Origin of the sequence: Janthinobacterium sp. SUN176, from assembly GCF_030587335.1 — a bacterium.
Lineage (GTDB): Bacteria > Pseudomonadota > Gammaproteobacteria > Burkholderiales > Burkholderiaceae_D > Janthinobacterium > Janthinobacterium kumbetense.
The window spans coordinates 1102541-1128566 of sequence record NZ_JAPWIA010000001.1; the positions used below are offsets into that span (position 1 = coordinate 1102541).

Annotated in this window: 30 protein-coding genes; 18 read left to right on the forward strand and 12 right to left on the reverse strand. The window is 65.7% G+C overall.

Annotation, left to right across the window (positions count from 1 at the left end):
- Window positions 1–3: 3 nt before the first annotated feature.
- The 3 genes from O3299_RS05010 to O3299_RS05020 are packed head-to-tail and all read right to left on the reverse strand — an operon-like array spanning window position 4 to window position 1445.
- A complete protein-coding gene (locus O3299_RS05010) occupies window positions 4–555 on the reverse strand; it encodes a contractile injection system tape measure protein (protein ID WP_305061631.1) in 552 nt (183 codons plus the stop codon).
- Between the two features lie 4 nt (window positions 556–559).
- Window positions 560–1135, reverse strand: a complete 576-nt coding sequence (locus O3299_RS05015) for a type VI secretion system tube protein Hcp (RefSeq protein WP_305061632.1) — start codon at window positions 1133–1135, stop codon at window positions 560–562.
- Between the two features lie 22 nt (window positions 1136–1157).
- A complete protein-coding gene (locus O3299_RS05020; protein WP_305061633.1) occupies window positions 1158–1445 on the reverse strand; it encodes a DUF6150 family protein in 288 nt (95 codons plus the stop codon).
- A gap of 257 nt (window positions 1446–1702) precedes the next feature.
- On the opposite strand from O3299_RS05020, the gene O3299_RS05025 reads away from it, so the two are divergent.
- The 4 genes from O3299_RS05025 to O3299_RS05040 all read left to right on the forward strand — a co-directional run bounded on the left by O3299_RS05025 (window position 1703) and on the right by O3299_RS05040 (window position 5583).
- Complete coding sequence (locus O3299_RS05025; RefSeq protein ID WP_251349086.1) at window positions 1703–2983, forward strand: arsenic transporter; 1281 nt, start codon at window positions 1703–1705, stop codon at window positions 2981–2983.
- A 46-nt stretch (window positions 2984–3029) separates the two neighbouring features.
- Complete coding sequence (locus O3299_RS05030; protein WP_305061634.1) at window positions 3030–3659, forward strand: NAD-dependent dehydratase; 630 nt, start codon at window positions 3030–3032, stop codon at window positions 3657–3659.
- A gap of 46 nt (window positions 3660–3705) precedes the next feature.
- Window positions 3706–4155, forward strand: a complete 450-nt coding sequence (locus tag O3299_RS05035; RefSeq protein WP_305055216.1) for a GNAT family N-acetyltransferase — start codon at window positions 3706–3708, stop codon at window positions 4153–4155.
- A 159-nt stretch (window positions 4156–4314) separates the two neighbouring features.
- Window positions 4315–5583, forward strand: coding sequence for a nucleotide disphospho-sugar-binding domain-containing protein (locus O3299_RS05040; protein ID WP_305061635.1), 1269 nt, complete (start codon window positions 4315–4317; stop codon window positions 5581–5583).
- On the opposite strand, the gene O3299_RS05045 is transcribed toward O3299_RS05040, so the two are convergent.
- The 3 genes from O3299_RS05045 to O3299_RS05055 all read right to left on the reverse strand — a co-directional run bounded on the left by O3299_RS05045 (window position 5580) and on the right by O3299_RS05055 (window position 7911).
- Window positions 5580–6524 (reverse strand): DUF2145 domain-containing protein, encoded by a 945-nt coding sequence (locus O3299_RS05045; protein ID WP_305061636.1) that lies wholly within the window; start codon window positions 6522–6524, stop codon window positions 5580–5582. The two genes, O3299_RS05040 and O3299_RS05045, sit on opposite strands and share 4 nt — an antisense overlap.
- Window positions 6521–6952, reverse strand: a complete 432-nt coding sequence (locus O3299_RS05050; protein WP_099664287.1) for a hypothetical protein — start codon at window positions 6950–6952, stop codon at window positions 6521–6523. Before O3299_RS05050 ends, O3299_RS05045 begins: the two co-directional genes overlap by 4 nt.
- A gap of 92 nt (window positions 6953–7044) precedes the next feature.
- Window positions 7045–7911, reverse strand: coding sequence for an HDOD domain-containing protein (locus tag O3299_RS05055; protein WP_305061637.1), 867 nt, complete (start codon window positions 7909–7911; stop codon window positions 7045–7047).
- Window positions 7912–8117: 206 nt separating this feature from the next.
- Between O3299_RS05055 and O3299_RS05060 the strand changes: the two genes are divergently transcribed.
- Genes O3299_RS05060 through O3299_RS05070 form a run of 3 tightly spaced genes read left to right on the forward strand, consistent with a single transcriptional unit; the run spans window position 8118 to window position 10117 of the window.
- Complete coding sequence (locus tag O3299_RS05060; RefSeq protein ID WP_305061638.1) at window positions 8118–9203, forward strand: alpha/beta hydrolase; 1086 nt, start codon at window positions 8118–8120, stop codon at window positions 9201–9203.
- Window positions 9204–9223: 20 nt separating this feature from the next.
- Entirely contained in the window at window positions 9224–9610 is a 387-nt protein-coding gene (locus O3299_RS05065; RefSeq protein WP_305062946.1) for a carboxymuconolactone decarboxylase family protein, read from the forward strand.
- Window positions 9611–9646: 36 nt separating this feature from the next.
- Complete coding sequence (locus O3299_RS05070) at window positions 9647–10117, forward strand: cupin domain-containing protein (RefSeq protein ID WP_305061639.1); 471 nt, start codon at window positions 9647–9649, stop codon at window positions 10115–10117.
- A 27-nt stretch (window positions 10118–10144) separates the two neighbouring features.
- Here O3299_RS05070 and O3299_RS05075 read toward each other — a convergent pair whose 3' ends face one another.
- On the reverse strand, window positions 10145–11251 hold the full coding sequence (locus O3299_RS05075; RefSeq protein ID WP_305061640.1) for an acyl-CoA dehydrogenase: 1107 nt from the start codon (window positions 11249–11251) through the stop codon (window positions 10145–10147).
- Between the two features lie 119 nt (window positions 11252–11370).
- Here O3299_RS05075 and O3299_RS05080 point away from each other — a divergent pair, with 119 nt between their 5' ends.
- The 3 genes from O3299_RS05080 (at window position 11371) to O3299_RS05090 (ending at window position 14060) form a co-directional block, all read left to right on the forward strand.
- Window positions 11371–11667: a hypothetical protein gene (locus O3299_RS05080; RefSeq protein ID WP_305061641.1), complete on the forward strand. Its 297-nt coding sequence runs from the start codon at window positions 11371–11373 to the stop codon at window positions 11665–11667.
- 62 nt (window positions 11668–11729) lie between these two features.
- Window positions 11730–13391: a SulP family inorganic anion transporter gene (locus O3299_RS05085; protein ID WP_305061642.1), complete on the forward strand. Its 1662-nt coding sequence runs from the start codon at window positions 11730–11732 to the stop codon at window positions 13389–13391.
- Window positions 13392–13439: 48 nt separating this feature from the next.
- Entirely contained in the window at window positions 13440–14060 is a 621-nt protein-coding gene (locus O3299_RS05090) for a ParB-like protein (RefSeq protein ID WP_289915463.1), read from the forward strand.
- 12 nt (window positions 14061–14072) lie between these two features.
- Here the strand turns inward: O3299_RS05090 and O3299_RS05095 are convergent, their stop codons facing one another.
- Window positions 14073–14645, reverse strand: a complete 573-nt coding sequence (locus O3299_RS05095) for a DUF4337 domain-containing protein (RefSeq protein WP_305055225.1) — start codon at window positions 14643–14645, stop codon at window positions 14073–14075.
- A 151-nt stretch (window positions 14646–14796) separates the two neighbouring features.
- Between O3299_RS05095 and O3299_RS05100 the strand changes: the two genes are divergently transcribed.
- Window positions 14797–15249: a PaaI family thioesterase gene (locus tag O3299_RS05100; protein ID WP_099664278.1), complete on the forward strand. Its 453-nt coding sequence runs from the start codon at window positions 14797–14799 to the stop codon at window positions 15247–15249.
- Window positions 15250–15271: 22 nt separating this feature from the next.
- Here O3299_RS05100 and gstA read toward each other — a convergent pair whose 3' ends face one another.
- Window positions 15272–15886 carry a glutathione transferase GstA gene (gene gstA, locus O3299_RS05105; RefSeq protein WP_305061643.1) on the reverse strand — a complete coding sequence of 205 codons (615 nt, stop codon included), beginning with the start codon at window positions 15884–15886 and terminating at the stop codon, window positions 15272–15274.
- Window positions 15887–15994: 108 nt separating this feature from the next.
- Window positions 15995–16891, reverse strand: coding sequence for a LysR family transcriptional regulator (locus tag O3299_RS05110; protein ID WP_289909565.1), 897 nt, complete (start codon window positions 16889–16891; stop codon window positions 15995–15997).
- 93 nt (window positions 16892–16984) lie between these two features.
- Here O3299_RS05110 and O3299_RS05115 point away from each other — a divergent pair, with 93 nt between their 5' ends.
- Window positions 16985–18379 carry an MFS transporter gene (locus tag O3299_RS05115; protein WP_305061644.1) on the forward strand — a complete coding sequence of 465 codons (1395 nt, stop codon included), beginning with the start codon at window positions 16985–16987 and terminating at the stop codon, window positions 18377–18379.
- Here O3299_RS05115 and O3299_RS05120 read toward each other — a convergent pair.
- Complete coding sequence (locus O3299_RS05120; RefSeq protein ID WP_305061645.1) at window positions 18359–19219, reverse strand: LysR substrate-binding domain-containing protein; 861 nt, start codon at window positions 19217–19219, stop codon at window positions 18359–18361. The genes O3299_RS05115 and O3299_RS05120 overlap by 21 nt on opposite strands.
- A gap of 123 nt (window positions 19220–19342) precedes the next feature.
- Between O3299_RS05120 and O3299_RS05125 the strand changes: the two genes are divergently transcribed.
- The 6 genes from O3299_RS05125 (at window position 19343) to O3299_RS05150 (ending at window position 25080) form a co-directional block, all read left to right on the forward strand.
- The gene (locus O3299_RS05125; protein WP_305061646.1) at window positions 19343–20875 is read left to right on the forward strand and encodes an MFS transporter; all 1533 of its coding nucleotides are present in this window, start codon (window positions 19343–19345) and stop codon (window positions 20873–20875) included.
- 47 nt (window positions 20876–20922) lie between these two features.
- Entirely contained in the window at window positions 20923–21720 is a 798-nt protein-coding gene (locus tag O3299_RS05130) for a hypothetical protein (protein ID WP_305061647.1), read from the forward strand.
- 21 nt (window positions 21721–21741) lie between these two features.
- Complete coding sequence (locus tag O3299_RS05135; RefSeq protein ID WP_305061648.1) at window positions 21742–22791, forward strand: hypothetical protein; 1050 nt, start codon at window positions 21742–21744, stop codon at window positions 22789–22791.
- Between the two features lie 147 nt (window positions 22792–22938).
- Window positions 22939–23793, forward strand: a complete 855-nt coding sequence (locus O3299_RS05140) for a toxin-antitoxin system YwqK family antitoxin (protein WP_305061649.1) — start codon at window positions 22939–22941, stop codon at window positions 23791–23793.
- 162 nt (window positions 23794–23955) lie between these two features.
- Window positions 23956–24378, forward strand: coding sequence for a hypothetical protein (locus tag O3299_RS05145; RefSeq protein WP_099667459.1), 423 nt, complete (start codon window positions 23956–23958; stop codon window positions 24376–24378).
- 150 nt (window positions 24379–24528) lie between these two features.
- Window positions 24529–25080, forward strand: coding sequence for a phospholipase D family protein (locus O3299_RS05150; protein WP_305061650.1), 552 nt, complete (start codon window positions 24529–24531; stop codon window positions 25078–25080).
- Here the strand turns inward: O3299_RS05150 and O3299_RS05155 are convergent, their stop codons facing one another.
- Complete coding sequence (locus tag O3299_RS05155; protein ID WP_305061651.1) at window positions 25081–25977, reverse strand: LysR family transcriptional regulator; 897 nt, start codon at window positions 25975–25977, stop codon at window positions 25081–25083.
- Window positions 25978–26026 lie beyond the last annotated feature (49 nt).

Genomic DNA, 26026 nt, shown 5'->3' on the forward strand with positions numbered 1-26026 from the left:
AGGCTACGCGCCGGGCCAGTCGATCAACAGCGGTTGCGGCATCCACGGGTGCCGGATGGCAGCCAGGTTCCACGGCAAGCGGCTCAGCAGTACATCGAAGGGATTGCGCGCGACAGCCAGCGTGCATTTCCCGTCGCCTTTTTGCAGTCGGCCTTCGCGCTGCAGAAATACCTGGCGCAATCCCTCGGGCGAGGTTTGTCCCACCGCTGGCCAATGGCGCATCACAGCGGCCAGCACTTGTTCGCACAGGGCCCGTTCTTCTTCGCCGAGGTCGACAGGGGGAGCAGGGAAGTCCGGTTCCAGGCCGCACAGCAGCTTGTTCAGCGACAGTGCCTGCTCCTGCTCCTGCTCCGGTGCGTCGCTCCTGCCATCGACCAGGTATTGCAGCAAGTGAACGGCGCGCGCGCCGTGTTCGCCGCGCAGCTGCGGCCTGCCATCGCCGCCAGTGGCGAGCAAGTCCAGCCGCTGGAACATTGCCGGCAGGAACGGGTGGAGCAGCGCCAGGCCGGCGTTGCCGATGTCGGCGATGTCAGTCGCGTGTACAGCGTCGTTCATGTGCTTATCCTGTAAATGCCCCGATCGGGCGGTTGCGCGCCAGGCTCCAGCCCGTCGTCTGCTGGTCTCCGAGCTGGACGTCGGCCTGCTGCACGCTGTACGTCCAGAGGATTTCCGTAAAGTTCAGCTTGAACTGCTCGGTGGGCATGTCGTCGGGATGGGTTTGCAGCTGGATTTCGCTGATCAGGGCGTCTCGCAGGGCGATGGTGATGATGTTGGCCGTCTTGTCGCCCGTCTGGCGGGTGATGTACAGCCTGGTCGGCTGGTCCGGGCCGCTGCCCAGCGGCTTCGCCCGCAGGCACAGATCGTACAGCTTGACCGAGGTCGCATCGACATACTTGACGCAGGTAAATTCGGTGATGACGGGCCGGCCGGACGTGCGCGCAGAGTTGCTGACGTCGGTCGTTATTTGCTGCTTCATGCCTTGATGTAATGACACCAGCTCGATGCACCGGCCCATGCCCCGCAGCGCGGCGTCGTCGCGCCAGATGGCGTCGATACCGCCGCTCTTGCTTTCACCGTCAGGCGCCTTGCCGAACACGAGTTCCCCGTCGCCGGGTTCCAGTAAGATCAAATCCATGACGAACTCCTCCGCTTGATGGTCAGGTGCCGCCGTGCGACAGGCAACCTTTAAATCGGTGTGGCCGGGTCCAGCCTGCCTCGCCCGCGTGGTCGACAAAGCAGATGGTCAGTTGCGCGAAGCCTGGCGAAGTGAAATACACGCTGGCCGAGGCGTCCTGCCGCTCACGGGTGAGGAACCAATGGGCGTCGCCATGCGCCAGGCCCCAGCTGCTCACCCGTTGCACCAGCAAGTCGGCGTTGCCGCGCTGCACGATGGCCACGCGCACGTCCGCTTCGCCCATATTGTTGGTCTGGTAAATGCGCGCCATGTATGCTTCCTTGTTCGATCCTGGTGTCAACGGTGCTGCGACTATACACCGATTAAATTGCTTAAAGACAATCATAAATGGTGGCGCCCACTTTTTTTTGCGCCGCCGGCCTCCCGGCTGGCATGGCGCTGCAGTGAGGCGCAAGCACTGCGGTTTTGCATTGATTCAATAATTCCAGTAATATAGAAGTATTGTTTTATTTCACAGGCTGCGGCGCATGGTGCCCGCGACGCCGCATTGCACGGGACCATTACCGCATGCTGACCGCTTTCCTGATCTTCCTCGCCACCCTCATCCTCGTCATCTGGCAGCCGCGTGGCCTGGGCATCGGCTGGAGCGCCGTCATCGGCGCCTGTGTCGCCTTGCTGGCGGGCGTCATCCACTGGGGCGACATCCCCGTCGTCTGGCACATCGTGTGGAACGCCACCGGCACATTCATCGCCGTGATCATCATCAGCCTGCTGCTGGACGCGGCCGGTTTCTTCGAATGGGCCGCCTTGCACGTGGCGCGCTGGGGCGGCGGCAGCGGACGAAAACTGTTCGTGCTGCTGGTCTTGCTCGGCGCTCTCGTTTCCGCCGTGTTCGCCAACGACGGCGCCGCGCTGATCCTCACGCCCATCGTCATCGCCATGCTGCGGGCGCTGAAGTTTTCCGCCAAGGCCACCCTGGCCTACGTGATGGCGGCCGGCTTCATCGCCGACACGGCCAGCCTGCCGCTGGTGGTGTCGAATCTGGTGAATATCGTCTCGGCCGATTTCTTCAAGATCGGCTTTGCCGAGTACGCGGCCGTGATGGTGCCCGTCAACGTCGTCGCCGTGCTGGCCACCCTGGCGGCCTTGCTGCTCTTTTTCCGCCAGGATATTCCCCGTGATTATGCAGTGGCGCAGCTGAAACGTCCGGACGCCGCCATCCGCGACCTGGCCACCTTCCGCGCCGGCTGGCTGGTGCTGGCGCTGCTGCTGGTGGGCTTTTTCTCGCAGGAATCCCTGGGCGTACCCATCAGCCTGATCGCCGCCGTGGGCGCCGCGCTGCTGCTGGGCGTGGCCGGCAAGGGCCACGTGATTTCCACGCGCTACGTGCTGCGCCACGCGCCATGGCACATCGTTGTCTTTTCGCTGGGCATGTACCTGGTCGTGTACGGCTTGCGCAATGCGGGCTTGACGGCTTACCTGACGGGCATGCTGAACCACTTTGCGCAGTACGGCGTGTGGGGCGCGGCCATGGGCACGGGCGTGCTGACGGCGTTATTGTCGTCCGTGATGAACAACTTGCCGACGGTGCTCGTCGGCGCCCTGGCCATCGACCCGACGACGGCGCAGGGGGCCGTGCGCGAAGCGATGATTTACGCGAACGTCATCGGCAGCGACCTGGGGCCGAAGATCACGCCGATCGGCAGCCTGGCCACCTTGCTGTGGCTGCACGTGCTCGATAGCAAGAACATCCACATTTCCTGGGGATACTATTTCCGCGTCGGCATCGTGCTGACCGTGCCCGTGCTGCTGGTGACCCTGGCCGCGCTGGCGCTGCGCCTGTCCTGAGTTCCGTGTATGGTGGTGGCTGTGAGCAACTTTATATTGGGATGCAATGAAATTACTGCTCGTAGGCGCTACCGGTCTCGTCGGCAGCGAAGTGCTGCGCCTGGCGCTGATGGATGCGCGGATCACGGCCATCGTGGCGCCCGTGCGCAAGCCCTTGCCGTCGCATCCCAAGCTGGCCGCGCCTGTCATTGATTTCGATCAATTGCCGCCGGACGCATCGTGGTGGCAGGCGGACGCCGTCATCTGCACCCTGGGCACGACGATGAAGGTGGCCGGCACGCGGCAAATATTTTCGCGCGTGGACCACGACTATCCGCTGGCCGTGGCGCGGCTGGCGCTGGCGGCCGGCACGCCAGTCTATGTGCTCAATTCCGCGGCCGGCGCCGACGCCGCTTCGCGCATCTTCTATAACCGCGTCAAGGGCGAGCTGGAACGCGACCTGCAAGCGCTGGGTTTTCGTTCGCTCACGCACGTGCGCCCGGGGCTGATCGGCGGCGAGCGCGCCGTGGCGCGGGCGGGCGAGGGCGCCGCCTTGCGCATCCTGCGCGTGCTCGGTCCCGTGCTGCCGCGCCGCTGGCGCATCAATCCCGCGCCGCGCATCGCCAGCGCCTTGCTGGAAGCGGCGCTGGCCGCCGCGCCGGGCGTGCATGCGGTGACGTCGGAGCAGCTGCTGTGAGTGCGCGCCCGTGTAATCTCCCTTCCTGTTTCTGAAAAGGATAGCAATGCAGACTGTACGCCCTTACCAGGCCGGCGACCGCGATGCCTGCCTGGCCCTGTTCGACGGCAATACACCGCGCTTTTTCGACCCGTCCGAGCGCGCGGACTTTGCCGCCTGGCTCGATACCTCGACGCATCCCTACCTGGTCATTCTGCGCGACGGCCGCATCGTCGCCTGCGGCGGCCATGCCATCGAGGCGGGCGGCAGCGTCGCCAGCCTGTGCTGGGGCATGGTGGCGCAGGATGCGCATGGCCAGGGACTGGGCCGGGCGCTGACGCAGGCGCGCCTGGACGCCATCCGCGCCGTGCCGGGCATCGCCAGCGTGCGCATGAATACCAGCCAGCACACGCAAGGCTTTTATGCGGGCTACGGTTTCGTGACGGTCAACGTGACGCCGGACGGCTTCGGGCCGGGCATCGATCAATGGGACATGGTGCTGCAACTGCCGGTGTAGCAGCGGCAGGCATGGCGCCGTGCCGCGCTCAATAATTGATTGAAATGCTAACGTTAATCGCTTACTATCGTTGGGTGTTTCAACTAGGAAAGATGCCCATGCACCCCTCGTTCTTGCTTGATTTCCCGCTGAAAATTGCCGCCAGGCACGGATGGCTGCATGGCTGATCCATCTCCGCTCGTCATCATCGCCAGCAGCGGCACCGGCGGCGACATGCAGCCGTTTATCGCGCTGGCGCAGGGCTTGCAGCAACGGGGCCGGCGCGTGCTGCTGCTGGTGCCGGGCTGGCAGGAAGCGGCCGCGCAGGCGTCAAAGTTGCCGTATCGTACCTTCGGCAGCGCGGAAGAGGGGCAGGCCATGCTGGGCAACCCCGGCCTGTGGGATGAACGCAAGGGCTGGGGCGTGGTGTGGAACGGCCTCGTGCCGCACCTGGGCGCCGTGCGCGACATCGTGCAAGGCTTGCCGGCCGATGAGGCTTGCGTGGTGCTGTGCCATCCCATCCTCGTGCCGATGGCGGCCCTGGCGCGTTCCGTGCGCCCGGACTTGCGCATCGTCGCGGCGTATCTCGCGCCATCGAACCTGTGCAGCAGCCATGATTTCCTGACGGCAGGTTCGCTGCGCATTCCCGCGTGGGTGCCGCTGGCCTGGCGCCAGGCCCTGTGGCGCATGATCCACCGCGCCATGATCGACCCGGTGCTGCTGCCTGGACTGAACGGCGCGCGCGCGCAGCACGGCTTGCCGCCGGAAGCGCATTTTTTTGGACACATGCTGGCCGCGCCGGACGCCTCGCTGGGACTGTTTCCCGCCTGGTTCGCCGCGCCGCAGGCGGACTGGCCGCCGCACTTCGCGCAAGCCGATTTCACCGCCGCCGCCATGCCTGGCGCCGTAGCGCTGCCAGCGGAACTGGAACGTTTTCTGGGCGAGGGCGAGCCGCCCATCGTGTTTACGCCCGGTACCGGTCACCAGCACGCGCAGCGCTATTTCAGCATCGCCCTGGACGTGTTGCGGCGGCTGGGACGGCGCGGCCTGTTCCTCACGTCCCATGCGGCGCAGGTGCCGCAGCACTTGCCCCCCAGCGTCATGTGGCAGGCGTACGTGCCGTTCGCGGCGCTGTTGCCGCGCGTGGCGGCCGTGGTGCACCACGGCGGCATCGGCACCAGCGCGGACGCCTTCCGCGCGGGCATCCCGCAACTGATCGTGCCGTTCGCGTACGACCAGTTCGACAATGGCTGGCGCGCCAAACGGCTCGGTGTGGGGGAAGTCTTGCTGGCCAGGCGCTTGTCTGCCGGGCGCATGCAGCGGCAGCTGGCGCGCCTGCTGGCCGCGCCCGAAGTCAGGCTGGCGTGCGGCGAGGTGGCCCGCCGGATGGGTCAGGGGCTTGAATCAGCGCGCCTGCTGGATCACGTCGAAGCGGCCCTGGCCGCTTAGTCTGCCTGGGGACGCCAGGTGTCGTCGAGGGCGATGACCCGGTCGTTTGCGCCGGGCACGCAGCCGTCGGCGATCGGTTCCCAGCCCCGGTGCACCACCACCTGCTTGCCGTCGTGGCAGATTTCCACGCGTTCGCTGGCGGGCAGGCGCTGGCGCGCGAACGCTTCCAGGCTGGCCGGCAGGCTCACCGCCAGCTGCATCGAGCGAATTGCCTCAGGCGGGTGGTCATCCATGTGCACGAGGGGCACGAAGATGGAGCCGAGCATCAGCCAGCGCGCACCCACGTCGACGGGGGCGGGCGCATATGGTGCGGCGCGCAGCCAGTCCTGGGCGCGGGCGCGCAAGTCGCCGCCTGCCGCCAGTTCGCCCCAGGCCGAGGCCAGCATTTCCACCACCCACTGATTGCAATTCTGGTATGTCAAATTGAAAGCATACGCGTTGGCGCTGTAGCGGCCCGCCAGCAACTGTTGCACGCGCACGGGGTCGAGCAGGGCGCGGCGCAGGGGCGGCACGGTTTCGGCCGGCAATTTCACGAGCGAGATGTAGCCGAGCGCCGGGTTTTCCGTGCCCATGGCGAAACCGGCCGTGCCCTGGTCGAAGATACGCGGGCGGCCTTCGTCGCAGGCGTAGTACAGCTGGCGCGCGGACCAGCCGCTGTCATTGTCGTGGCGCCAGGCCAGCGCGGCGTGCGAATAGCGGATGCCGAAGCGGGCCAGGTCCAGGCCGGAGCGGCTGATCAGGGCCACGCTGCCTTCGCTGGCGGCCAGTTCTTCGCGCACGACGGCGGCAAAGCGCAAGAGCCGGTCCTGTTCCGTGGCCGTGAGTTCCTGGGCGCGGTCGCAAAAGCGCGAGGAGGACATGGAGGTGCCCGCCTGGGCGGCGCCAGCCAGGACGAGTGCGGCGCAGCCGGCCAGCAGCGGCGCCAGTTTGCGCAAAATCAAAGGCTGACGGGACGCGTGGCCATTTCGCCGTACCAGTCGTCGGCCAGCACGAGGAAGAAGGCGGCGCGCGTGTCGTTGCGCGAGAATTCGATGCCGTAGGCGCGGTTTTGCGCATGCACCACGTCGCCCTGCGCCAGCTGCTGCTTGTCGAGCGCCGCTTGCGGCAAGTCCAGCACCAGCGGCGTGGCCGTGGCGTCGGCCTGCATGGTCAAACGCGTCATGCCGGCGCGGCCCGGCACGGCGGCCACGTCGATGATGCGGTAGGGGCCATTGGCCACCTTGTTGTCGCGCGAAGAGCTGTTGCTCGAACCGTTGAGCGAATCGGAAATGCTGCCGCTCGACTGGGAACCGGCGCTGGAGGCCGAGGAAACGAAGCTGTCGGCGTTGGCGTTGCACGCCATGGTCAGAGCTGCGGCCAGGCCGAGCATGCGTAAGGAGGTAGTCAAGGCAGTTTTCCAGTGAGCATCAATGAAAGCGGACCGGGTCCATCCCGGCTCGCGCCATCATAGCAGATCGGCCATCAGCTGAGCAGTACCTCGATCAGGCCCTTCGCTTCGGCCGACGGCTGCGTGCGCAGCGCCTGCAGCACGGGATCGTGTTCCAGATAGGTTTGCAGCGCCTCGCTGACGGTGACGCCGGCCTGCGGCAGCGGCGACGGGACGGGAGAGAGCGCCTTGGCCAGCAGCAGGGTGTCGCGCAAGCCCTCGGGCGGCAGCATGATGGTCGAGCCGGGCAAGGCGTTGATGGCGTCGGCCACCGGCAGCGGCACGCCCAGCTGGCGCATCAGCGCGCGGCCGATTACTTCCAGCGTGGATGCCATCTGCGTTTCCAGCTGGGCGTACAGGCCCGGAGTCTTGTCGGCCTGGGCCAGCAAATAAAAGCCGGCCACTTCATGCACGATGCCGGCGAACAGCGCCGTATCGGCATCCGTCTGCGTGACGGTTGTGGCCAGCCCGTGCGCCAGCGCCGCCACGTGCACGGTGTGCGCCCACAGCTGGGTGGCGCGGGCGCGCAAGGCTTCGTCGCGGATGCCCGCGTTCAGCTGGCGGATGACGGCCGCCGTCACCAGCGCATACAGGTTGCGGTGGCCCAGCCGCTCGACGGCGGCGCGTACGCTGGTGATGGCGGGCGCCTGGCCGGGCGAGAACAGGGCCGAATTGGCCAGCGCCACGGCGCGCGCCGACAAGGTCGGTTCGCACAGCAGCAAGCGGCTGATGTCGGCCGAGTGGCAATCCGGGTTGGCCAGTTCCTTTTGCAGGAGCAGGGCCGTATTGATGCTGGTGGGAAAAGCCAGGGTTTCCGTTTCGGCGCTGGCCAAAAGTTGCGCCAGGCTGCTGAGCGTGTTGACGTGCATGGATAGGGGAGCGGGAAGTAGCAATGTCCCCATCTTATCAGGCAATCCAGGCCGCATGGCGCCCGGCTGCCTTTGCTGTCAGGCACGGCTGGCCGGTGGCGCCATTCATAAGCTGTACTTATAGACTTTAGTGGATTTGCCTGTCTATTCACGGTGGGCGAGGGCGGGTACGCTTGATCTGCCACAAGCGTGCCTCGTACGCGGCTTGTTCCATATCAATGTTTACAAGGAAAATACAGATGCGTGATGAAGTTCCCCAGCTGCAGCGGCGCACCTTCCTGAACACCTCGCTGGCCATGGTGGCCGGCGGCGCCGGCATGGCCCTGGCAGGCGCGGCCCAGGCGCAAGGGCCGGCGTCCGCGCCCACCCGGCCCATGGTCGTGGGCCATCCCCGGCGCAACGGCGTCGCTATCGAACGCGTCGCGTTCCCCAACACCAGCGCGCAGACGGTCATCGCGGCCAACCTGTTCACGCCAGCCGGATTCGATGCGGCCAAAAAATATCCCGCCATCGTCATCGGCCACCCGTTCGGCGGCGTGAAGGAACAGACGGCCGGCTTGCACGCGCAAAAACTGGCGGAACTGGGCTATGTGACCCTGGCGTTCGACGCTTCGCATTACGGCGACAGCAGCGGCTTGCCCCGCTACACGGAAGTGCCGGGCACGCGCGTGGGCGATTACAGCGCCTGCGTGGATTTCTTCAGCAATCATCCGGCCGTGGACCCGGCGCGCATCGGCGTGCTGGGCATTTGCGGTGGCGGCGGCTATGCCGTCAGCGCGGCGCAGGTCGACCACCGCATCCAGGCCATCGCCACCGTCAGCATGTACGACATGGGCCGCGCGCGCCGCCAGGGGCTGGGCGACACGCTCACCTACGAGCAGCGCATGAAGACCTTGGCCGAGGTCGGCGAGCAGCGCACGCGCGAGGCGCGCGGCGAGCCGCGGCGCGACATCCGCGCGCTGCCCGAGTCGGCCGGGCCGGACGCGCCGGAAATCGTGCGCGAATTCCTCGACTATTACGCCACGCCCCGGGGCCAGCACCCGCACTCGACCAGCTTGTACGCCTTGACGAGCCTGGCGCTGATGATGAATTTCTTCCCGTTCGCGCAGATCGAGACGATCGCGCCGCGCCCGTTGCTGATGATCGTGGGCGAGCGCGCCGTCTCGGCATATTTCAGCGAGGATGCGTACGCCAGGGCGGCGCAGCCGAAGGAACTGTTTGTCGTGCCCGGCGCCTCGCACGTGGACCTGTACGATCGGCCGCCCCATATCGCGCAGTCGCTGGCCAGGCTGGACGCCTTCTTTCGCCAGCACCTGGGGGCGTGATGGGCGTTTTCTTGAACGGCATGAAAGCGGGCTTCCTGGCGGCCTGCCTGGCGCTGCCCGTCTTTGCGCCAGCGCAAACGCTGGATGCGCAGAGCAAGCCGCCCTCGCGCGCGCAGCAATTGATGGGGGACCTTGCGCCGAAGATGGCCGACCTCACGGACAAGGTGCTGTACGGCGACATCTGGGAGCGTCCCCAGCTGTCCAAACGCGACCGCAGCCTGGTGACCGTCAGCGCGCTGGTGACCATGCACCGTCCCGAGCAGCTGAAATCGCACCTGCTGCTGGCGCGCCAGAACGGCTTGACGGAGGACGAGCTGGTCGAGGCGATCACCCACCTGGCCTTCTATGCGGGCTGGCCGAACGCCGTCTCGGCGCTGGCCGTGGCGAAAGAAGTCTTCCGCAAATAACGACCGCCGCCCCGCGCGGCAAGAAAGGATATCTACATGCACCGATACGCCGCGGCACTCTTGCCGCTTTGCCTGCCCGCCGGGGCCGCGTCCGCCGCCGTCACCGTCACGCGCGCCGCCGCCATGCCGGCCAGCATGGGCGACGCCGCCTATTTCACGGGGAAGGTCGCAGTCGACGCCCGGTTCCAGCGTCTGGCGCCGGCCCGCGTGGGCGGCGCCATCGTCACCTTCGCGCCCGGCGCCCGCACGGCATGGCATACGCATCCGCTGGGCCAGACTCTGATCGTCACGGAAGGCCAGGGCTGGGTGCAGCACTGGCAGGGCCCGCTGCAGGCGCTGGCCGTGGGCGACGTGGCGTGGATACCGCCCGGCGTCAAGCACTGGCATGGCGCGACGGCCACGTCCGCCATGCAGCACGTCGCTATTGCCGAGGCGCAAGATGGCACGGCGGTGACGTGGCTGGAACAGGTGGCGGACGATAGCTATCCCCGCCAAGGCGCTCAATGACGATGCCGCGCCGGGCGTTCAGGCAGATTACGGCAGCAGCAGCGCATGCTGGCTGGCCGTGTGGAAATCGCGCCACACGCGGTTGATGGCGCTGTCTTCGCGGGCCGCGTACAGGCCGCAATACGGATACACATCACCGACGGCCGCGCGGCATGCGGCGACCAGGTCCAGCGAACGGTCCTGCACGGCTTGCATGGCATCCGCGCCGAGCGCCGCGCCGCCCGCCACCTGCGCCCAGCTGTCGTCCAGCACGGCATAGAAGCGGGTGCGGGCGGATGTGAACGCTTGTTTCCTGGCTTGCAGCATGGCGGCCACTTCCGGCACATCGAGCAGCGGCAAGCCGGCGCGCGCATGGCGGCGGTGGCGCATGCCTTCTTCGGCCAGCTGCATGAAATGGCTGGCCATGCCGGCCACGTTGGCGGCCAGGGTTACGTAGGCCAGCGAATAGAACGGATAGCGGTACAGGGGGCCGCCGGCCGTCGCGGCCGAAGGATCGATGGTGAAACCGTGCTCCTTGGCAACCCATTGACCGTCGATGCGGTAGCTGTGCGAGGCGCTGGCGCGCATGCCGATGCTGTTCCACGAGGGCACCAGCTGCACCAGGGCGGCGGGCACGAGGAAGGCGCGGATGCGCGGCTTGCCATCTGCATCGAGCAGGGGCTGGCCATCGCGCCGCAGCCGGGCGTTCAGCGTGAAGTGGGTCGCCATCGGCGCGCCGCTGGCGTAGTCCCAGCTGCCCGTGATGCGGTAGCCGTCGCCTTCCTCTTCCGCATCACCGGTGGCCGCGCCGCTGCCGCCCAGGCAGACGCGGGGCGTGCCGATGATGGCCCGCGCCATGTCGGGCGCCAGGAAGCCCGCAAACCATCCCGCGCCCGCGCACAGGGTCAGCACCCAGCCCATGCTGCCGTCGACGGCGGCCACGGCTTCCTCCAGGCGCACCACTTGCGGCAAGGGCAGCTCGGCTCCGCCCGCGCCGCGCGGCGCCAGCATCGTCAGCCAGCCGCGCCGGTGCAGCAAGGCTTGCTGGGCCGGATGCAGGAAGCGGGCGGCGTCGGCGGCCGGCGCATGGCGCGCGATGCGGCGCGCGTCACGCCCGGAAAGGGTAGCAGGGGTAGCGAGGGCAGCGTGCGGCATGGGCAGAATCCGGCAATGGCGAAGGCGGGCATTTTCGCACGGCGCGGGGTGCCGGCGGTAGTCGGCGCCTGTTGCGGCGCCAGTCCCGCGCCTGTAAGCTGCAGGAAAAGGGGAAAAACATGTGCAGATTCGTCCATGCGGGAAGCGCGGCGGCATTGCTGCTGTGCCTGGAGGCTTGCGCCAGCGTGCCGCCACCGCCGCCCGTGGTCATGCTGGGCAAGGAAGACATTACCGTGGCGGGCCGGCGCGTCCACACGGTGGACGAGATGCTGGCCGTCCTGTCCGAGGAGCACATTGCCAGCGTTGCCTTGCGCACGCAGCCGGACGTGCCGTATGAGCGCGTCGGTGCCGTGATCTATTCCATCTTCCGCGCCGGCAGGAAAGTGTCGGAAGTGGACGGCGCGGCAGCGCCGTAAGCCTGCATGCCGCCGTTTTACCGCATCATGGCGCGGACCGGCGCCACCCACCAGGAGCTTCCATGAGCGCATCGGCTGCGACGCAAATGAACCGCTGGCAAGATGCCAGCGCCGGCCTGTCGATTGCCGGCCTGCTGCTGCCGGAAGCGGTGGCGTATGCCAGCATCGGCAACATGGCGCCCCAGGCGGGCATCCTGGCCCTGTTTGCGGGCTTGCTGTGCTACGGCGTGCTGGGCACGAGCCGCTTTGCCATCGTCTCGGCCACGTCGTCCTCGGCCGCCGTGCTGGCCGCCGCCATGGCATCCATGCCGGGCGGCACGGCGGGGCACCGGCTGATGCTGATGGCGGGACTGGTGATATTGACGGGGGCATTTTTCCTGCTGGCCTGGCTGGCCAGGCTGGGCAGCATCACGGAATTCATCGCCAAGCCCGTGCTGCGGGGCTTTTCCTTCGGCCTGGCCATCGTGATCATCGTGAAACAGTTGCCCGGCGTACTGGGCGTGCAGCCGGCGCACGGCGACGTGCCGCATCTGCTGGCGGGCCTGCTGGCAGGCGAAGGGCAGTGGAACGGGAGCGGCGCCGGCCTGTGCGCGGCGGCGCTGCTGTCGCTGTTCCTGCTGCGGCGGCTGCAGCGCTGGCCTGCCGGCCTGATCGTCATCGCGCTGGGCATCGCCGCCGGGCAATGGCTGGACTTGCCGCGCCATGGCGTGGCCCTGGTGGGCGCCATCGATGTGCGCCTGGCCATGCCTGTCCTGCCGCGCCTGACGCAGGAGGAATGGACGCGCCTGGCCGAGCTGGCGTTTGCGCTGGCGCTGATCCTGTATGCGGAATCGTATGGCGCCATCCGCAGTTTTGCCTTGAAGCATGGCGACGCCGTGGCGCCCGAGCGCGACTTGCTGGCGCTGGGCGCGGCGAACGTGGCGGCGGGCCTGTTCCAGGCCATGCCGGTGGGCGCCGGCTATTCGGCCACCTCCGCCAACGAGGCGGCCGGCGCCACCTCGCGCCTGGCGGGGCTGGTGGCGGCCGCCGTCGTGGGCGTCATCGTGCTGACCCTGCTGCCGCTGGTGGCCCTGATTCCCGTGCCCGTGCTGGCTGCCGTGGTCATCCATGCCGTCAGCCATACCCTGAACCCTGTTTCCTTGCGGCCTTATTTCACCTGGCGCCGCGACCGCCTGCTGGCGCTGGCGGCCATTGCCGGCGTGCTGCTGTTCGGCGTACTCGACGGCTTGCTGGCAGCCATCGCCATGAGCCTGCTGCTGATGCTGCGCCGCCTGTCGCGGCCGGGCCTGTCCGTGCTGGGCCGGCTGGGCGACAGCCACGATTACGTGAAGCTGGCCTTGTACCCGGCGGCCCGCGCGCAGCCCGACACGTTGATCCTGCGCCTCGATGAACCCTTGTTCTTCGTCAATGCCGAGCGCAGCCTGCACCTGGCGCGCGCCATGCTGGAAGAGCGGTCCGGTCCGCTGCGCAAGGTGATCCTCAGCCTGGAAGAGTCGCCCGACCTCGATGGCAGCAGCGTCGAAGCCTTGCGTGACTTTGCCGCGTTTGCGCGCCAGCGGGGGCTGGCCCTGGCGCTGGCGCGGCTGAAGGAGCCGGCGTGCGCCGTGCTGCAACTGGCGCTGCGCGACATGCTGGCTGCCCAGGCGGGGCCAGCGCTGCTGCTCAGTGAGTTGAGCGTGGCCGAGGCCGTGCGCCTGCTGGGCTGCGCCGCGCCTGAAAAGTAGCGGCGACTATGCTACGCTGGCGGCCAGGCCATGCATCTGGGAGACGGTATGACAAGCGCGAAACCGCAACTGGTCAAGGGACGGCTGAACAAGCTGCTGCCCACGCAAATCACGGTGGGCATGGCCGAGGTGGCGCTCAAGCGCGCGCATTGGGCCAGCCTGGGCCGGAAGGCGCGGGCGGCGGCGCTGGCCGACCACTGGTTTCCCAGCATTATCGGTCCGGAAGGGCGCCACTACATCGTCGACCACCACCATTTCGGCCTGGCGCTGCACCAGGAAGGCGTGAAAAGCGTCAGTTTGATGATCCTCAAGGATTTGTCCTGGCTGGAGCCGCTGCACTTCTGGCATGTGATGGACCACCACCAGTGGGTGCACCCGTACGACAGCGAAGGCTTGCGCCGCGATTTTTCCGCCATCCCCCGGCACCTGAGCGGCTTGCACGACGATCCCTACCGCAGCCTGGCCGGCGAATTGCGCAGCGCGGGCGGCTACGCCAAGGACGTGACGCCGTTCAGCGAATTCCTGTGGGCCGATTTCTTGCGCAGCCGCATCGCGCCCGCCAGCCTGCAGAAAAATTTCCCCAAGGCACTGGCGCAGGCCATGAAGCTGGCGCGCAGCCAGCAGGCGCGCTATTTGCCAGGCTGGAGCGGCGTCCTGCCGCCCGCCTGACCCCGCCTGCCGCTACAGCAGGAAGGCGCTGCCGGCCGCCAGTATGCCGGCCGCCGCCGCGCCCACCGAGCCCCACAGCAGCCAGCGCCGCCGCGTCAGCACGGTGATGGCGGCCAGCGCCACGGCAATCTGGATGAAGGTCAGGGCCATGGCCAGCCGTTCGTGCGGGCGCAGCTTGGCTTCCGATGCCTCGCCCAGCTTCCTCGACTGCTCTTCCAGCTGGCGCGCCTGCGCCTGCACCAGGGGCTTTTCCCGTTCCTGCCGCGCCTGTTCCGCCAGGAAGCGGGCCCGCACCTCGGGTACGCTGGCCAGCGCGGCCGTCGCTTCGGCGATATGGCCCTTCGTCGACTTCGCCTGGTACAAGGCCCACTGGTCGCTTGCCTGCGCCTGCTTCAGGATGCTCTCGTTCTTCAGGAACATGGCCTCGTTCTGCGCATTGCCGCTCTGGTAGCTGATCAGGGCGCCGATGGTGGCGAGGATGGCCGTCATCAGGGCGATTTTCTGCGTCAGGCCATCGCGCTCCCTCTCCGTCGCCTCTTCCACGGCGTGCTCATGGGGGCTGGGTACTTCGTATTCTTCTTCCATGGCGGACCTTTCGCGGGGGCAGGAGGAGGGATCATGTGTCGACATGGTGATACTACCGCATCCGCCGTGCAAGCTGGCGGGCGCCGCGACATGGTGCGAACGGGCATAAGCGGGTACAGTAAGGCGTTCTCCCCTTGAAAGCGCACAGCCCATGAGCACGTCCCGTCTGCCCGACCCGCACTTCGCCGAGAAAGTCCGCGCCAGTTTCGATCTGCAAAACGCCATGACCCTGATCCAGGCCAGCCTGCCTGTGGTCAGCCACGGCAGCACGGAAATCCACGTGCCGCACTGGCGCGGCATCGAGCAGCAGCACGGTTTCGTGCATGGCGGCGTGGTGGGCATGATCGCGGACTCGGCCGCCGGCTACGCGGCCATGACCATGGTGGCCGACGGCGCATCCGTGCTGACGGTGGAATACAAGATGAACCTGCTGGCGCCCGCCGATGGCGAGAAACTGATCGCGCGCGGCAAGGTGGTGCGCCCGGGGCGCACCCTGATCGTCACGCAAGCCGAAGTATTCGCCGTGCGCGATGGCAAGGAAACCCTGTGCGCGCTGATGCAGCAAACCATCATGGTGATGCACGGCAAGTCGGAAAAGACGTGAGCCGTGCACCGGGCGATGGCGCTCAAGCCGCCTTGCCCAGTCCTTCCGCTTCCAAAGCCGCCTTGACGCTGTCGCGCTGGGCTACGCGGGCCAGGAAGGCTTGCACATGCGCCAGCGCGGACAAGTCCACGCCCACGCCTGGCGCCCAGCCCGTGATGACGAACAGATAGGCGTCGGCGACCGTGAACGTGTCGCCCGTCAGGTAGGCCCGGCCTTCCAGGCGGCTGTCCACCCATTTGTATTTCTTGCCCAGTTGCTCGACGAACAAGGCCTTGGCGGCCGCGTCGATGCGCGGATCGAACAGGGGACTGAACGATTTATGCAGCTCGGACGTGATGTAGTTCTGCCATTCCAGCACCTTGTAGCGGGCAAAACTGCCCACGGACGGCAGCAAGTCCTGCCGGCCAGCCTGTTCCGCGATGTACTGGGCGATGACGGGGCCTTCGCTCAAGGTCGTTCCATCGGCGAGCGCCAGCAGCGGCACCTGGCCTTTCGGGTTGAGTTCGTAGTAATTGCCGCCTTCCTGCGTCCGGTGCTGCCCCAGGTCGACCTTGACCAGGGTAAATGGCGTGCCCGTTTCGCGCAGGATGATGTGCGGCGCCTGCGAGCAGGCGCCCGGCGAATAAAAGAGTTTCATGGCGATCCTTGAACAGGTGGGAAAGTAGCCACTATAGTCCTGCGCCGCCGCACGGTAAACGCATGTTCGTTTGGCGACTGTCCACGCCCGGTGGACGATTGCGCTGGCTCAAACGCGGGGATAGCGCAAGGTGTCGAGCAGCAAGGTAAACGCGGGCGACGGGTGGCGCCGGCTCGGGTAATACAGCTTGTAGCCCGCGTACGCGGGGCACCAGTCGTCCAGCACGCGGACCAGGCGGCCATCGGCCACGTAGGGCAGCACCACATCTTCCGGCATGCAGGCCAGGCCCAGGCCATCGAGCGCCGAATGCAAACGCATGGCCATGTTGTTATAGATCATCTGACCTTCCACGCGTACCTTCAGTTCCTGCCCATCCTTGGCAAATTCCCAGGCAAACAGGCCGCCCAAGGTGGGCAGGCGCATGTTGATGCAATTGTGCGCCATCAAGTCCTGCGGCGTGACGGGCGGCGGATTCCGGCTGAAATAGGCTGGCGAGGCAACGATGGCCATGCGGAAATCGGGACCGATGGGCATGGCGATCATGTCCTTGGCCACTTGCTCGCCCAGGCGCACGCCCGCGTCGCAGCGCGCGGCCACGATGTCGGTCATGCCGTTGTCGACGATGACTTCGATGTGGATGTCCGGGTAGTGGGGCAGCAGGCGGGCGATGGCCGGCTGCAGCACCGTCAGTGCCGAATGCTCGCCCGCGCTGATGCGGATGTTGCCGGCCGGCTTGTCGCGCCGTGCGCTGAGCAGGGCCAGTTCCGCCTCGATCTCGTCGAAGCGGGGCGCCACCGTGCGCAGCAGCTGCTCGCCCGCCTCCGTGGGCGAGACGCTGCGCGTGGTGCGCACCAGCAGGCGCAAGTCGAGCCGTTCCTCCAGCGCCCGCACGGTCTGGCTCAGCGCCGACTGCGACACGCCCAGCTTGGCCGCCGCCCGAGTAAAACTGCCTTCGCGGGCCACGGCCACGAAGGCGAGTATGTCGTTGAAGTTGGTCTGTGCCATGGCGGATGTCTTTCCAATTCATTAGTTGTGCTAATAAGTTCATGCGGACTTTACCATCTATTCATGGTAATGCATACGGCTTACAGTGATGGCATGAACAATCCGCCAGTTGCTACTCCCTCTGCCGCGCCGCCCAAGGCGGCCATCCTCGCCATCATTCTCGTCAGTTACGTGATGATCGTGCTCGACACGTCCATCGTGCTGACGGGCTTGCCGAACATCCACCAGGAACTGGGCTTTACGGATACGGACCTGGCCTGGGTGCAAAGCGCCTACACGCTGACGTTTGGCGGCTTGCTGCTGCTGGCCGCGCGCGCCGGCGACGTGCTTGGCCGGCGCCGCCTGCTGCAGCTGGGCCTGGCGCTGTTCACGCTGGCATCGCTGGCCATCGGCCTGGCGCGCTCGCCAGCCATGCTGATCGCCGCGCGCGCCGTCCAGGGCGTGGGCGCGGCCATCCTGGCGCCATCGACCCTGGCCTTGCTGCAAACCACGTTTGCGGAGGGACGCGAACGCACGCGGGCCATCGCCCTGTACAGCGCGGTGGCAGGCATCGCCGCCAGCGTGGGCCTGGTGCTGGGCGGCGTGCTGGCCGAGTGGCTGTCGTGGCGCGTGGGCTTCTTCATCAACCTGCCCATCGGCGCCGCCATGCTGGTGGCCGCGCGCCGCTATATCGCCGACAGTGAAACCATCCGGGGCCGCTTCGACGTGGCCGGCGCGGCCAGTTCCACCCTCGGCATGTCGGCCCTCGTGTACGGCTTGATCCGCTCGGCCGGCGCCGGCTGGGGGGATGCCTTGACGCAAGCTGCGCTGGCGGCGGGCGTGCTGTTGCTGGCCGCTTTCATCCTGATCGAACGGCGCACCGCGCAGCCCATCCTGCCGCTGCGCCTGTTTGCCGATCGGCAGCGCAATGCCGCGTACGGGGCCAGGGTATTGTTCATGGGCGCCATGATCGGGTTTTTCTTCTTCACCACGCAATTGCTGCAAGTGGTGCTCGGTTATCCGCCCTCGCTGACGGGCCTCGCTTTCCTGCCCATGACCCTGGTCAACTTCGGCGTGGCCCTGTGCGTGCCGCGCTTGACGCGCCGGCTCGGCAATGCGCGCTTGCTGGCGATGGGACTGGGCTTGACCCTGCTGGGCATGGCCTGGCTGAGCCGTGTCGACGCTGGCACGGCCTACTGGCTGGGCGTGGCCCTGCCCATGGTGCTGATCGGCGCGGGGCAGGGCATGGCCTTGAGTCCCCTGACGGCGGCCGGCGTGGCCGGCGTGCCGGCGCAGGATGCGGGCGCCGCCTCGGGCGTCGTCAGCGTGGCGCACCAGCTGGGCAGTTCGCTGGGGCTGGCGGCGCTGGTGGCGATCTCGGCCTTTGGCGCGCACCAGCTCGTTGGCGTGCCGCTGCTGGCGCACCGCGTGACGGTGGCCCTGGGCGGCGCGAGCGTCATGCTGGCGCTGGCCTTGCTGCTGGTGCTGTCAAGCCGCCGCGGCGGCTGACCACTCGCGCAGCAACTGTCCGAACGCTTCGGCCGCCGCCGTGGCGCCGGCGGCGCGCCACAGCAGCTGGAACCGGGCGGCGGGCAGGGCGGGCAAGCCATGCCGGCCATCGATGACCACCATGCCGGGCTCCAGGTCGCCTTGCGGCAGGGCCGTGACGGCCAGGCCCGCCAGCACGGCGGCGCGCAAGCCCTGCTGGCTGGGCGAGGTGAACGCCACGCGCCAGTCGATGCCGGCGCCCTCGAGGGCGTCGACGCCCACTTGCCGGTGCATGCAGGGCGCCGGTGAAAACGCCAGCGGCAGCGGCAGCGCGCCGTCGTGCCGGAAATCCTGCGCCGCAGCCCAGACGAAGCGCGTGCGGCGCAGCACGGCCGCTTCATCTTGCCCGTCCGCCAGGGCCATGACGACGGCCAGGTCCAGCGCATCGGCGGCGACCAGTTTTTGCAAGTCAAGATAGGTGCCGACCGTCACATCGAGGCGTACGGCGGGAAACAGGTGGGCAAATTGCGCCAGCAGGGCCGGCAGGCGCGCGCCCATGAAATTTTCCGGCACGCCGAAGCGCACGGCGCCGGCAAGTGAGGAGCGCTGGAAGCGGCGCGACAGCGCTTCCTGGGCCGCCAGCACCTGCCGCGCGTGGCGCAGGAAATCCTCGCCATCTTCCGTCAGGCGCAGGCTGCGCGTCGTGCGCACCAGCAGCTCCGTGCCCGCTTGCTCTTCCAGGCGGCGGATCTGGTGGCTGATGGCGGACTGGCTCAGGTGCAGCCGTTCGGCGGCGCGCGTAAAGCCGCCCGTGTCCTGTACGGCGACAAAGGCGCGCAGCAGGGCGGTATCGAAGTCCATGGCGTGACGCTCCCGTGATTCATGATGAAAATGAATGAATTGTACGAAATTTTATCATTTCCCTCATGAGTCGGGGTTTTCTAGAATGCGGGCTCCCGGTGCCCCGGCACCACGCGTCCCACCATGACTACCGACATCAAGGCTTCGATGCTACCGACTACTTCGCAACAAAACGCACTGACCCTGGCCGCCGTGTGCCTGGCCTCGCTCATGTTCGGCCTGGAAATTTCCAGCGTGCCCGTCATCCTGCCCGCCCTGGAAACCGTGCTGCATGGCGACTTCAAGGACTTGCAGTGGATCATGAACGCCTACACCCTGGCGTGCACCACCGTGCTGATGGCCACGGGCACCCTGGCCGACCGCTATGGCCGCAAGCGCCTGCTGCTGGCCAGCCTGGCGCTGTTCGGCCTCAGTTCGCTGGCCTGCGGCTGGGCCGGCGGCACGGGCGTGCTGATCGCGGCGCGCGCGCTGCAAGGCATGGCCGGCGGCGCCATGCTGATTTGCCAGGTGGCCGTGCTGTCGCAGCAGTTCCCGGCCGGCGCGGCGCGGGGCAGGGCGTTCGGCGCCTGGGGCATCGTGTTTGGCCTGGGCCTGGGCTTCGGCCCCATCATCGGCGCCGCCATCGTCGCGCTGTCGAATTGGCAGTGGGTATTTCTCGTGCACGGCCCGCTGGCGCTGGCGGCCCTGCTGCTGGCGGCGCTGGGCGTGAGCGAATCGCGCGACCCGCAGCGGCGCAAGCTGGACGTGGCCGGCATCGCCACGCTGTCGCTGGCCGTGTTCAGCCTGGCGTGGTGCCTCACGCAGGGGCCGGCGCTGGGTTTCAGTGATCCCCGTACGCTGGCCAGCCTGGCCGTGGCGCTGGTTAGCCTGATGCTGTTTGTCGTGATCGAGAAGCGTCAGGCGGAACCGATGATCGACTTTTCCGTATTTCGCATCCGCCGCTTCTCGGGCGCGCTGCTCGGTTCGGCGGGCATGAATTGCAGTTTCTGGCCGCTCATGATCTATTTGCCCCTGTACGTGCAGCATGGCCTCGGCTACAGCAGCCTGGACACGGGCCTGACCTTGCTGGCCTACACCTTGCCCACCTTGCTCGTGCCGCCGCTGGCCGAGCGGCTGGCCCTGCGCTACCGGGCCGATGCGGTGATTCCCGCCGGCTTGCTGGCCATCGGCACGGGCTTGCTGCTGATGTGCTGGGGCAGCCGCGCGGAGGCCGCCAGCTGGCTGACGATCTTGCCCGGCTGCCTGCTGGCGGGCGCGGGCCTGGGGCTGACCAACACGCCCGTCACCAACACGACGACGGGCGCCGTGCCGGGCGAGCGGGCCGGCATGGCGTCCAGCATCGACATCAGTGCGCGCATGGTCAGCCTGTCGATCAATATCGCGCTGATGGGTTTTATGCTCGTCGCAGCCATCCAGTCCGCCTTGCGCCGGCATGTGCCTGCCGAGATTGACGGGGCGGCATTGCGGGCGTTGGCGGAGGCAGTGTCGGCAGGCAAGGGCGGTGCGCTGCCGGCCGGCGTGGCGAAGCTTGCGCTGGCACAAGGCTTCGGCGCCGTGATGCTGTACGGCGGCGTGGCCGCCTGCCTGTTCGCCGTGGCCAGCTGGCTCGTGTTTGGCGTCGGACGTGCGGGTGCGCCAAGGCTTGGGAGGCTATAATCTGGGCACGTTGACAAGTGTTGCTCAACGTCATTACGAGGCCGTCCATGCATAAACTGATTTCCGAACTCACCCGCCTGTACCTGTTCGATGAACAGCAGCACTATGTCGATGGCGAGGGCGGCGTGCAGCCGTTGACGCCGGCCGTGCTGGCGCGCCATCTGTCGGGCGAGCAGACGGTAGCGGTGCGACTCGTGACCGGGAGCGGCCTGACGCGCGCGCTGGTGCTGGAGTTTGGCGGCAAGGGCGGCGGCGAGGCGCATTGGAGCGCACTGTGCGCGATCGCCAATGCCGTGCAGCACGAGCTGGACTTGCCCGCGCCCGCCGTCAGCATTTCCGGCACGGCGTTCCAGCTGTGGTTATCCTTGGCCACGCCCGTGCCCGTCGCCCAGGCGCGCCAGTTCGTGCAACTGCTGCGCTCGACCTTTTTGCCTGCCTCGACCGACATCCTCGCCGCCGCGCCGCCCGCCGACGTGGAACAGGTGGCGCTGCCGCCAAGCCTGCAGCCGTCGGGCAAGTGGGCCGCCTTCATCCACCCCAGCATGGGCGCCGCCTTCGTCGACGAACCTGGCCTGGACATGCCGCCGCCGCCCGCCGCCCAGCTGGGCTTCCTGGAAAGCTTGCGCAGCATCAACCCAGCCCAGTTCGCGCAGGCGCTGGCGAAATTGCAGGGACATGCGGGCCTTTCGGAGTCTTCGCCAGCGCCTGTTCCCGTGGCCGCATCGCCTGTTGCATCTTCCGCCACCGCGCCAGGCTTGCTGTTGCAGGACGCCACCCTGGAAGACATCGTGCGCTGGCTGCATGCGCGCAACATCGAACCGACCTTCCGGCACCGGCTGTCGTAGCCACGGCATGGCTGGCTTGAGGTGAACAAGCAATATATATCGACATTCAGAACAATTGAAATTTCGGATGAAAGGCAGTATTCAATGGATTTCCATGTAGTCGCAAATTCCTATAATTGCTACGGCGGTCACACAACGTTGTCTCCGATCGGGGATTTTCTTCTGGCGGGCAGCGGCAGTTTTGGCGCCGCGATTCAGGAAATTGCGGTCACGCTTCACTTCAGGGACTCTGGTCCGGCAAAGAAGACGCTGGAATCTCTGTTGGAGGCGCACAATAATTTCCGCGCAACGCTACCCAAGGTCACTTATCGAAGAGCAAAGGGCAAGGTCGAGATCGCCATCGCCAGCGATTTGATGGAAGGCCGGGACTGGACGCATTCTTCAACATTGTCCTTGCCACTTTTTAAAGCAGGTGTTGATGAAGTCATCCATGCATTAGGGCTATTGAGCAAGCGATTGAAGCGCACTGATGATTTTAGCTTGGAGAAATTTCTGGACCACTGTGAAGCTGCCAGGAAACGCGTCCCGGATTCCGAGGAAGCTCTGCAACTCCTTGCATCCGGGCTGGAGGCAGCGGCACAAGCCAAGCGTGATGGAATGTCGGCCTGGGAGCAGTTGGGAATCGACTGGGAAGACTTTCATCCCAAGGCACGCGAGATATTGGATGATCCATTTTTTTGGAATTGCACGGATGATTTCTCGCCGAACGGCAATGATACTGGCGCTGATCTTCTGGAGAGCTATCGCGATTGGCACAAGACGCACAAGGATGTCACGCCAATTCGATTCCTCGAGAAACTGGCAAAGCAGTGGGGATACGCCAACATACACGCCATGGACGATGACGTGCGCTGCGAAGCGTCGATTGCTCTCGCATTTGCGGATATAAAGTTAAGGGCGGCATGCAACCAACAGGCGCGACAACTGGCATTGGACGCTATCGGGCAGCAAAGAGCCCAGGCGCTGGCCGCGGGGGACTGGTCTCATCGCGAAGAAAAGCTACATGCTTTGGATCAGATCGAAGCAAAGTTGAAGCAAATGGATAACACCATGGCGCATTTGACGCGCTGAAGCGCGGCGATCACTTTGACGTTGAATGTGATTTCGAGCGGCACAATGGGGCGGAAGCTGCCAATGACAGCAGCCACAAGCGGCCATGGGAAAGCACTTTTCCGCTAACCCAGCTAATATTACAGATGCACTTGATTAGAGATGTACTTGAAAAAACATCAGAAAATGATATGCGTGGCGCTAGGTGCGATGCTGTTGTGGCCAGTAGTGGCGCAGGCCGATATTATTCAGCGACACGTGTTTACGGCTATTTCTAACGAGAAAGATAGCAAAGGCGCCGATGTGCTGACCGTGGCGGAATCTACGGCCTGCGGCGGCAATCAGCTGCGCATAAAAGAGGGGATGCTGGAAAACAAAGATGAGTATGCGAGCCTCAGACCCGCACTCGCCGAGCGCATCCGTGACAAGACAGCAATGGTCGTGACCTTGTTTGGCTGCCCTGTCGGGAAAGCCGGCGATGAGGCCATTCCGTTTGCGCGCATGATGACCGACTGTGGCCCGGACTCCTGTCCCGACGGCAAGGCGCGCCTCTACCTGGACGAACAGCTGATGCCGCAGGTCAAGCATCGCTCGCCTTATGTGCTGGTGCTGCCCTTACCAAAAGCAGCGTTGCCCGGCACTTGGAAGGTGGAGATTTTCGATACCATCAAGAGCGATCTGGTACGAATCTCCGGACAGACCAATGCAGCCGATTTTGTTTCTGGCAAGATGGTTGGCGGTTACCGCTATTATGATCGAGATGGCAATATCAAATCGCAGGTAGAGCTAGATGAGCATGGCCGCCAACACGGCGTAGCAACTACCTATTTTAGTGATGGCAAGCTGGAGTCCCGAGGGCAATGGCGCGATGGCCAGCCCGTGGGTGTGCAAAATAGTTACCATCTCAACGGTAAGGTAAGCATTCTTCAGGTTTACAGTGATAAGGGCGTGCTGCTGAGTACCCAGCAGTTCAACGAGCAAGGTGTGCTGGTGTATTCAAATGGTCAGAAGTCGAAAAAATGAACTGCTGCGGTGTGCCAGGCTCCCAGAGTATGTAGAGAGACGTAGCAGTGATGCACGACGTCGTGGGGTTCCGGTTCGTTTTGAAGGTGGAGTGGTTGGCTGAAATCGGCCAGAAGCGGACAGTCGGCAATTGACCAATAAAGCTTTACTCAGAAAGTCAGCATGTCTCACCGTGATCCTTTTGATGTTATTTCATCCACCGTTGATCTGGATGATCCGGTAGAGCACGGTGATGCTCAACGCTTTATGGTTAACGCCCTGGCTCGGGTGATCGAATGTCTACCCGTTACCGCGCAGTCTTCTGTTTTGGCTGCTAAACGATATCTTGAGGGCGCGGCAACGGATAGCGAGGCCATAGCTGTCCGGGTGAGGCTTTGGGAGACCATCCGAGGACGTGATATGTCGGATGACCCTGAGGTGTTGCGTATCAGAACCACGATTTGTGCGCTGCACGGCATGGACGCTGAAGCACCTTACGACAAGTTGGAATACTTTCTGTTTTTTTGGGAGCGCAGCGGCTTAAGCATGGTCGAGCTAGCTGGAGCTATGTTCGACACATACGGCGTTGTTTATCACGACGCTTAATCGGCTGCGGTGGTATATGTCGAATGCGTCAGATCTATGTCTGCTTCGGGGCGACAGCGGACGCTCGCCCAAGCGACGAGTCTGCCTGCAGGCTGTGTCCACATTTTTTGTTCGTCCACCCCCGATTATTGAAACAGGGAAATGCCAGCGATGAAGAATCTCGTACTTGCCGTTGCGCTGTGCCTGGCTAACGGCGTTTCGCCAGCGGCGCTTGCCGCCGACACCGCGCCCGTGGTGACCATCGAGAACGCGTTTTCCCCCGATGGCGGGGCGGAGGCGCTGGTGCTCAAGGTCATCGATAGCGCGGCGTCGACGATCCGGCTGGCCGCTTATTCGTTCAGCTCGCCCCATGTGGTCGAGGCCCTGCTGCGGGCGCGGCAACGGGGCGTGGATGTCCGGGTGCTGGCCGATACGCGGCGCAACGCGCGCAAGAACAGCCGGGCCGCGCTGGACCGGCTCGTCGGCGCGGGCATTCCCACGCGCCTGATTTCCCGCTATGCCTTGCATCACGACAAGTACATCGTTGTCGATGGCGTGACCGTGCAGAACGGCAGCTTCAATTACACGGCCGATGCAGCCACCGCCAACAGCGAAAATGTGCTTGTCGTGTGGCACAGCGAGCGCCTGGCGCAATCGTACCTGGCGCACTGGGAAAACCGCTGGGCCAGCGGCATCGACTATGCGCGCGTGCCGCGGCCCTGATCATTGCCCCTGCGCCGCGCCTTGCGCGCGCAGCCAGTCGAATACTTGCCCGACGATGGGCGAACGCGGGTGTTCCGCCACGCCCGATAGCCACCACGTGGCGCCGGGCACCCTGGGATAAGTGGGCAACACGTGCAGCAGGCCGCGCGCCAGGCTGGCATCGACCAGCAGGCGCGGCAGGCAGGCGATGCCGCGCCCGTCGAGCGTAGCGTCCAGCAAGAGGCGCGCATCGTCGTAGATGGCCCGCTTGCGAAAGCGCGCCAGCGGCCCCAGGAACAATGGCGCCGTAGTGTCGCCCGTCAAGCTTTCTTCCAGGCAAACCAGATCCGCGTGCAGGTGATGCGCATCCTGCGGCACGCCGGCCAGCCGCGCCGCCAGCTCGCTGTTGGCGACCATCACCCATTCATCGCGCAGCAGGGGGATTTCCTGCAAGTCCGGCTGCAGGATGGGACGGTCGCCGATGGCGATATCGACGTCGATTTCATCGACGAAGCGGGCGCTTTCATCGACCGACAAAAGCAGACACAGCTCGGGCAGCTGCGCTTCCAGTGCCCGCAGCCGGGGCTGCAGCCAGCCGTGCAGCAGGGGCGCCGGACACACCAGCACGACCAATCCCGGATCGAGATAGGTGGCGATGCGCCCCAGGCCGCTGCGCAGCACGGTCATCGAGCGCTGCACGCTGCGCAGCAGCACTTCGCCTGCCACCGTCAGTTCCACGCCCCGTCCCGCGCGGCGGAACAGCGGCTGCTTGACTTGTTCTTCCAGCAATTGCACCTGATGGCTGATGGCCGACTGCGTCACGTGCAGCTCGTCGGCCGCGCGCGAGAAATTACCGTGGCGGGCGGCCGCTTCAAAGCCCATCAATAACTTCAGCGAGGGAATGCGATGTTCTGACATATGAGAAAACCTAATCAATTTACGTAAATCATATCATTTGTTTTCATAT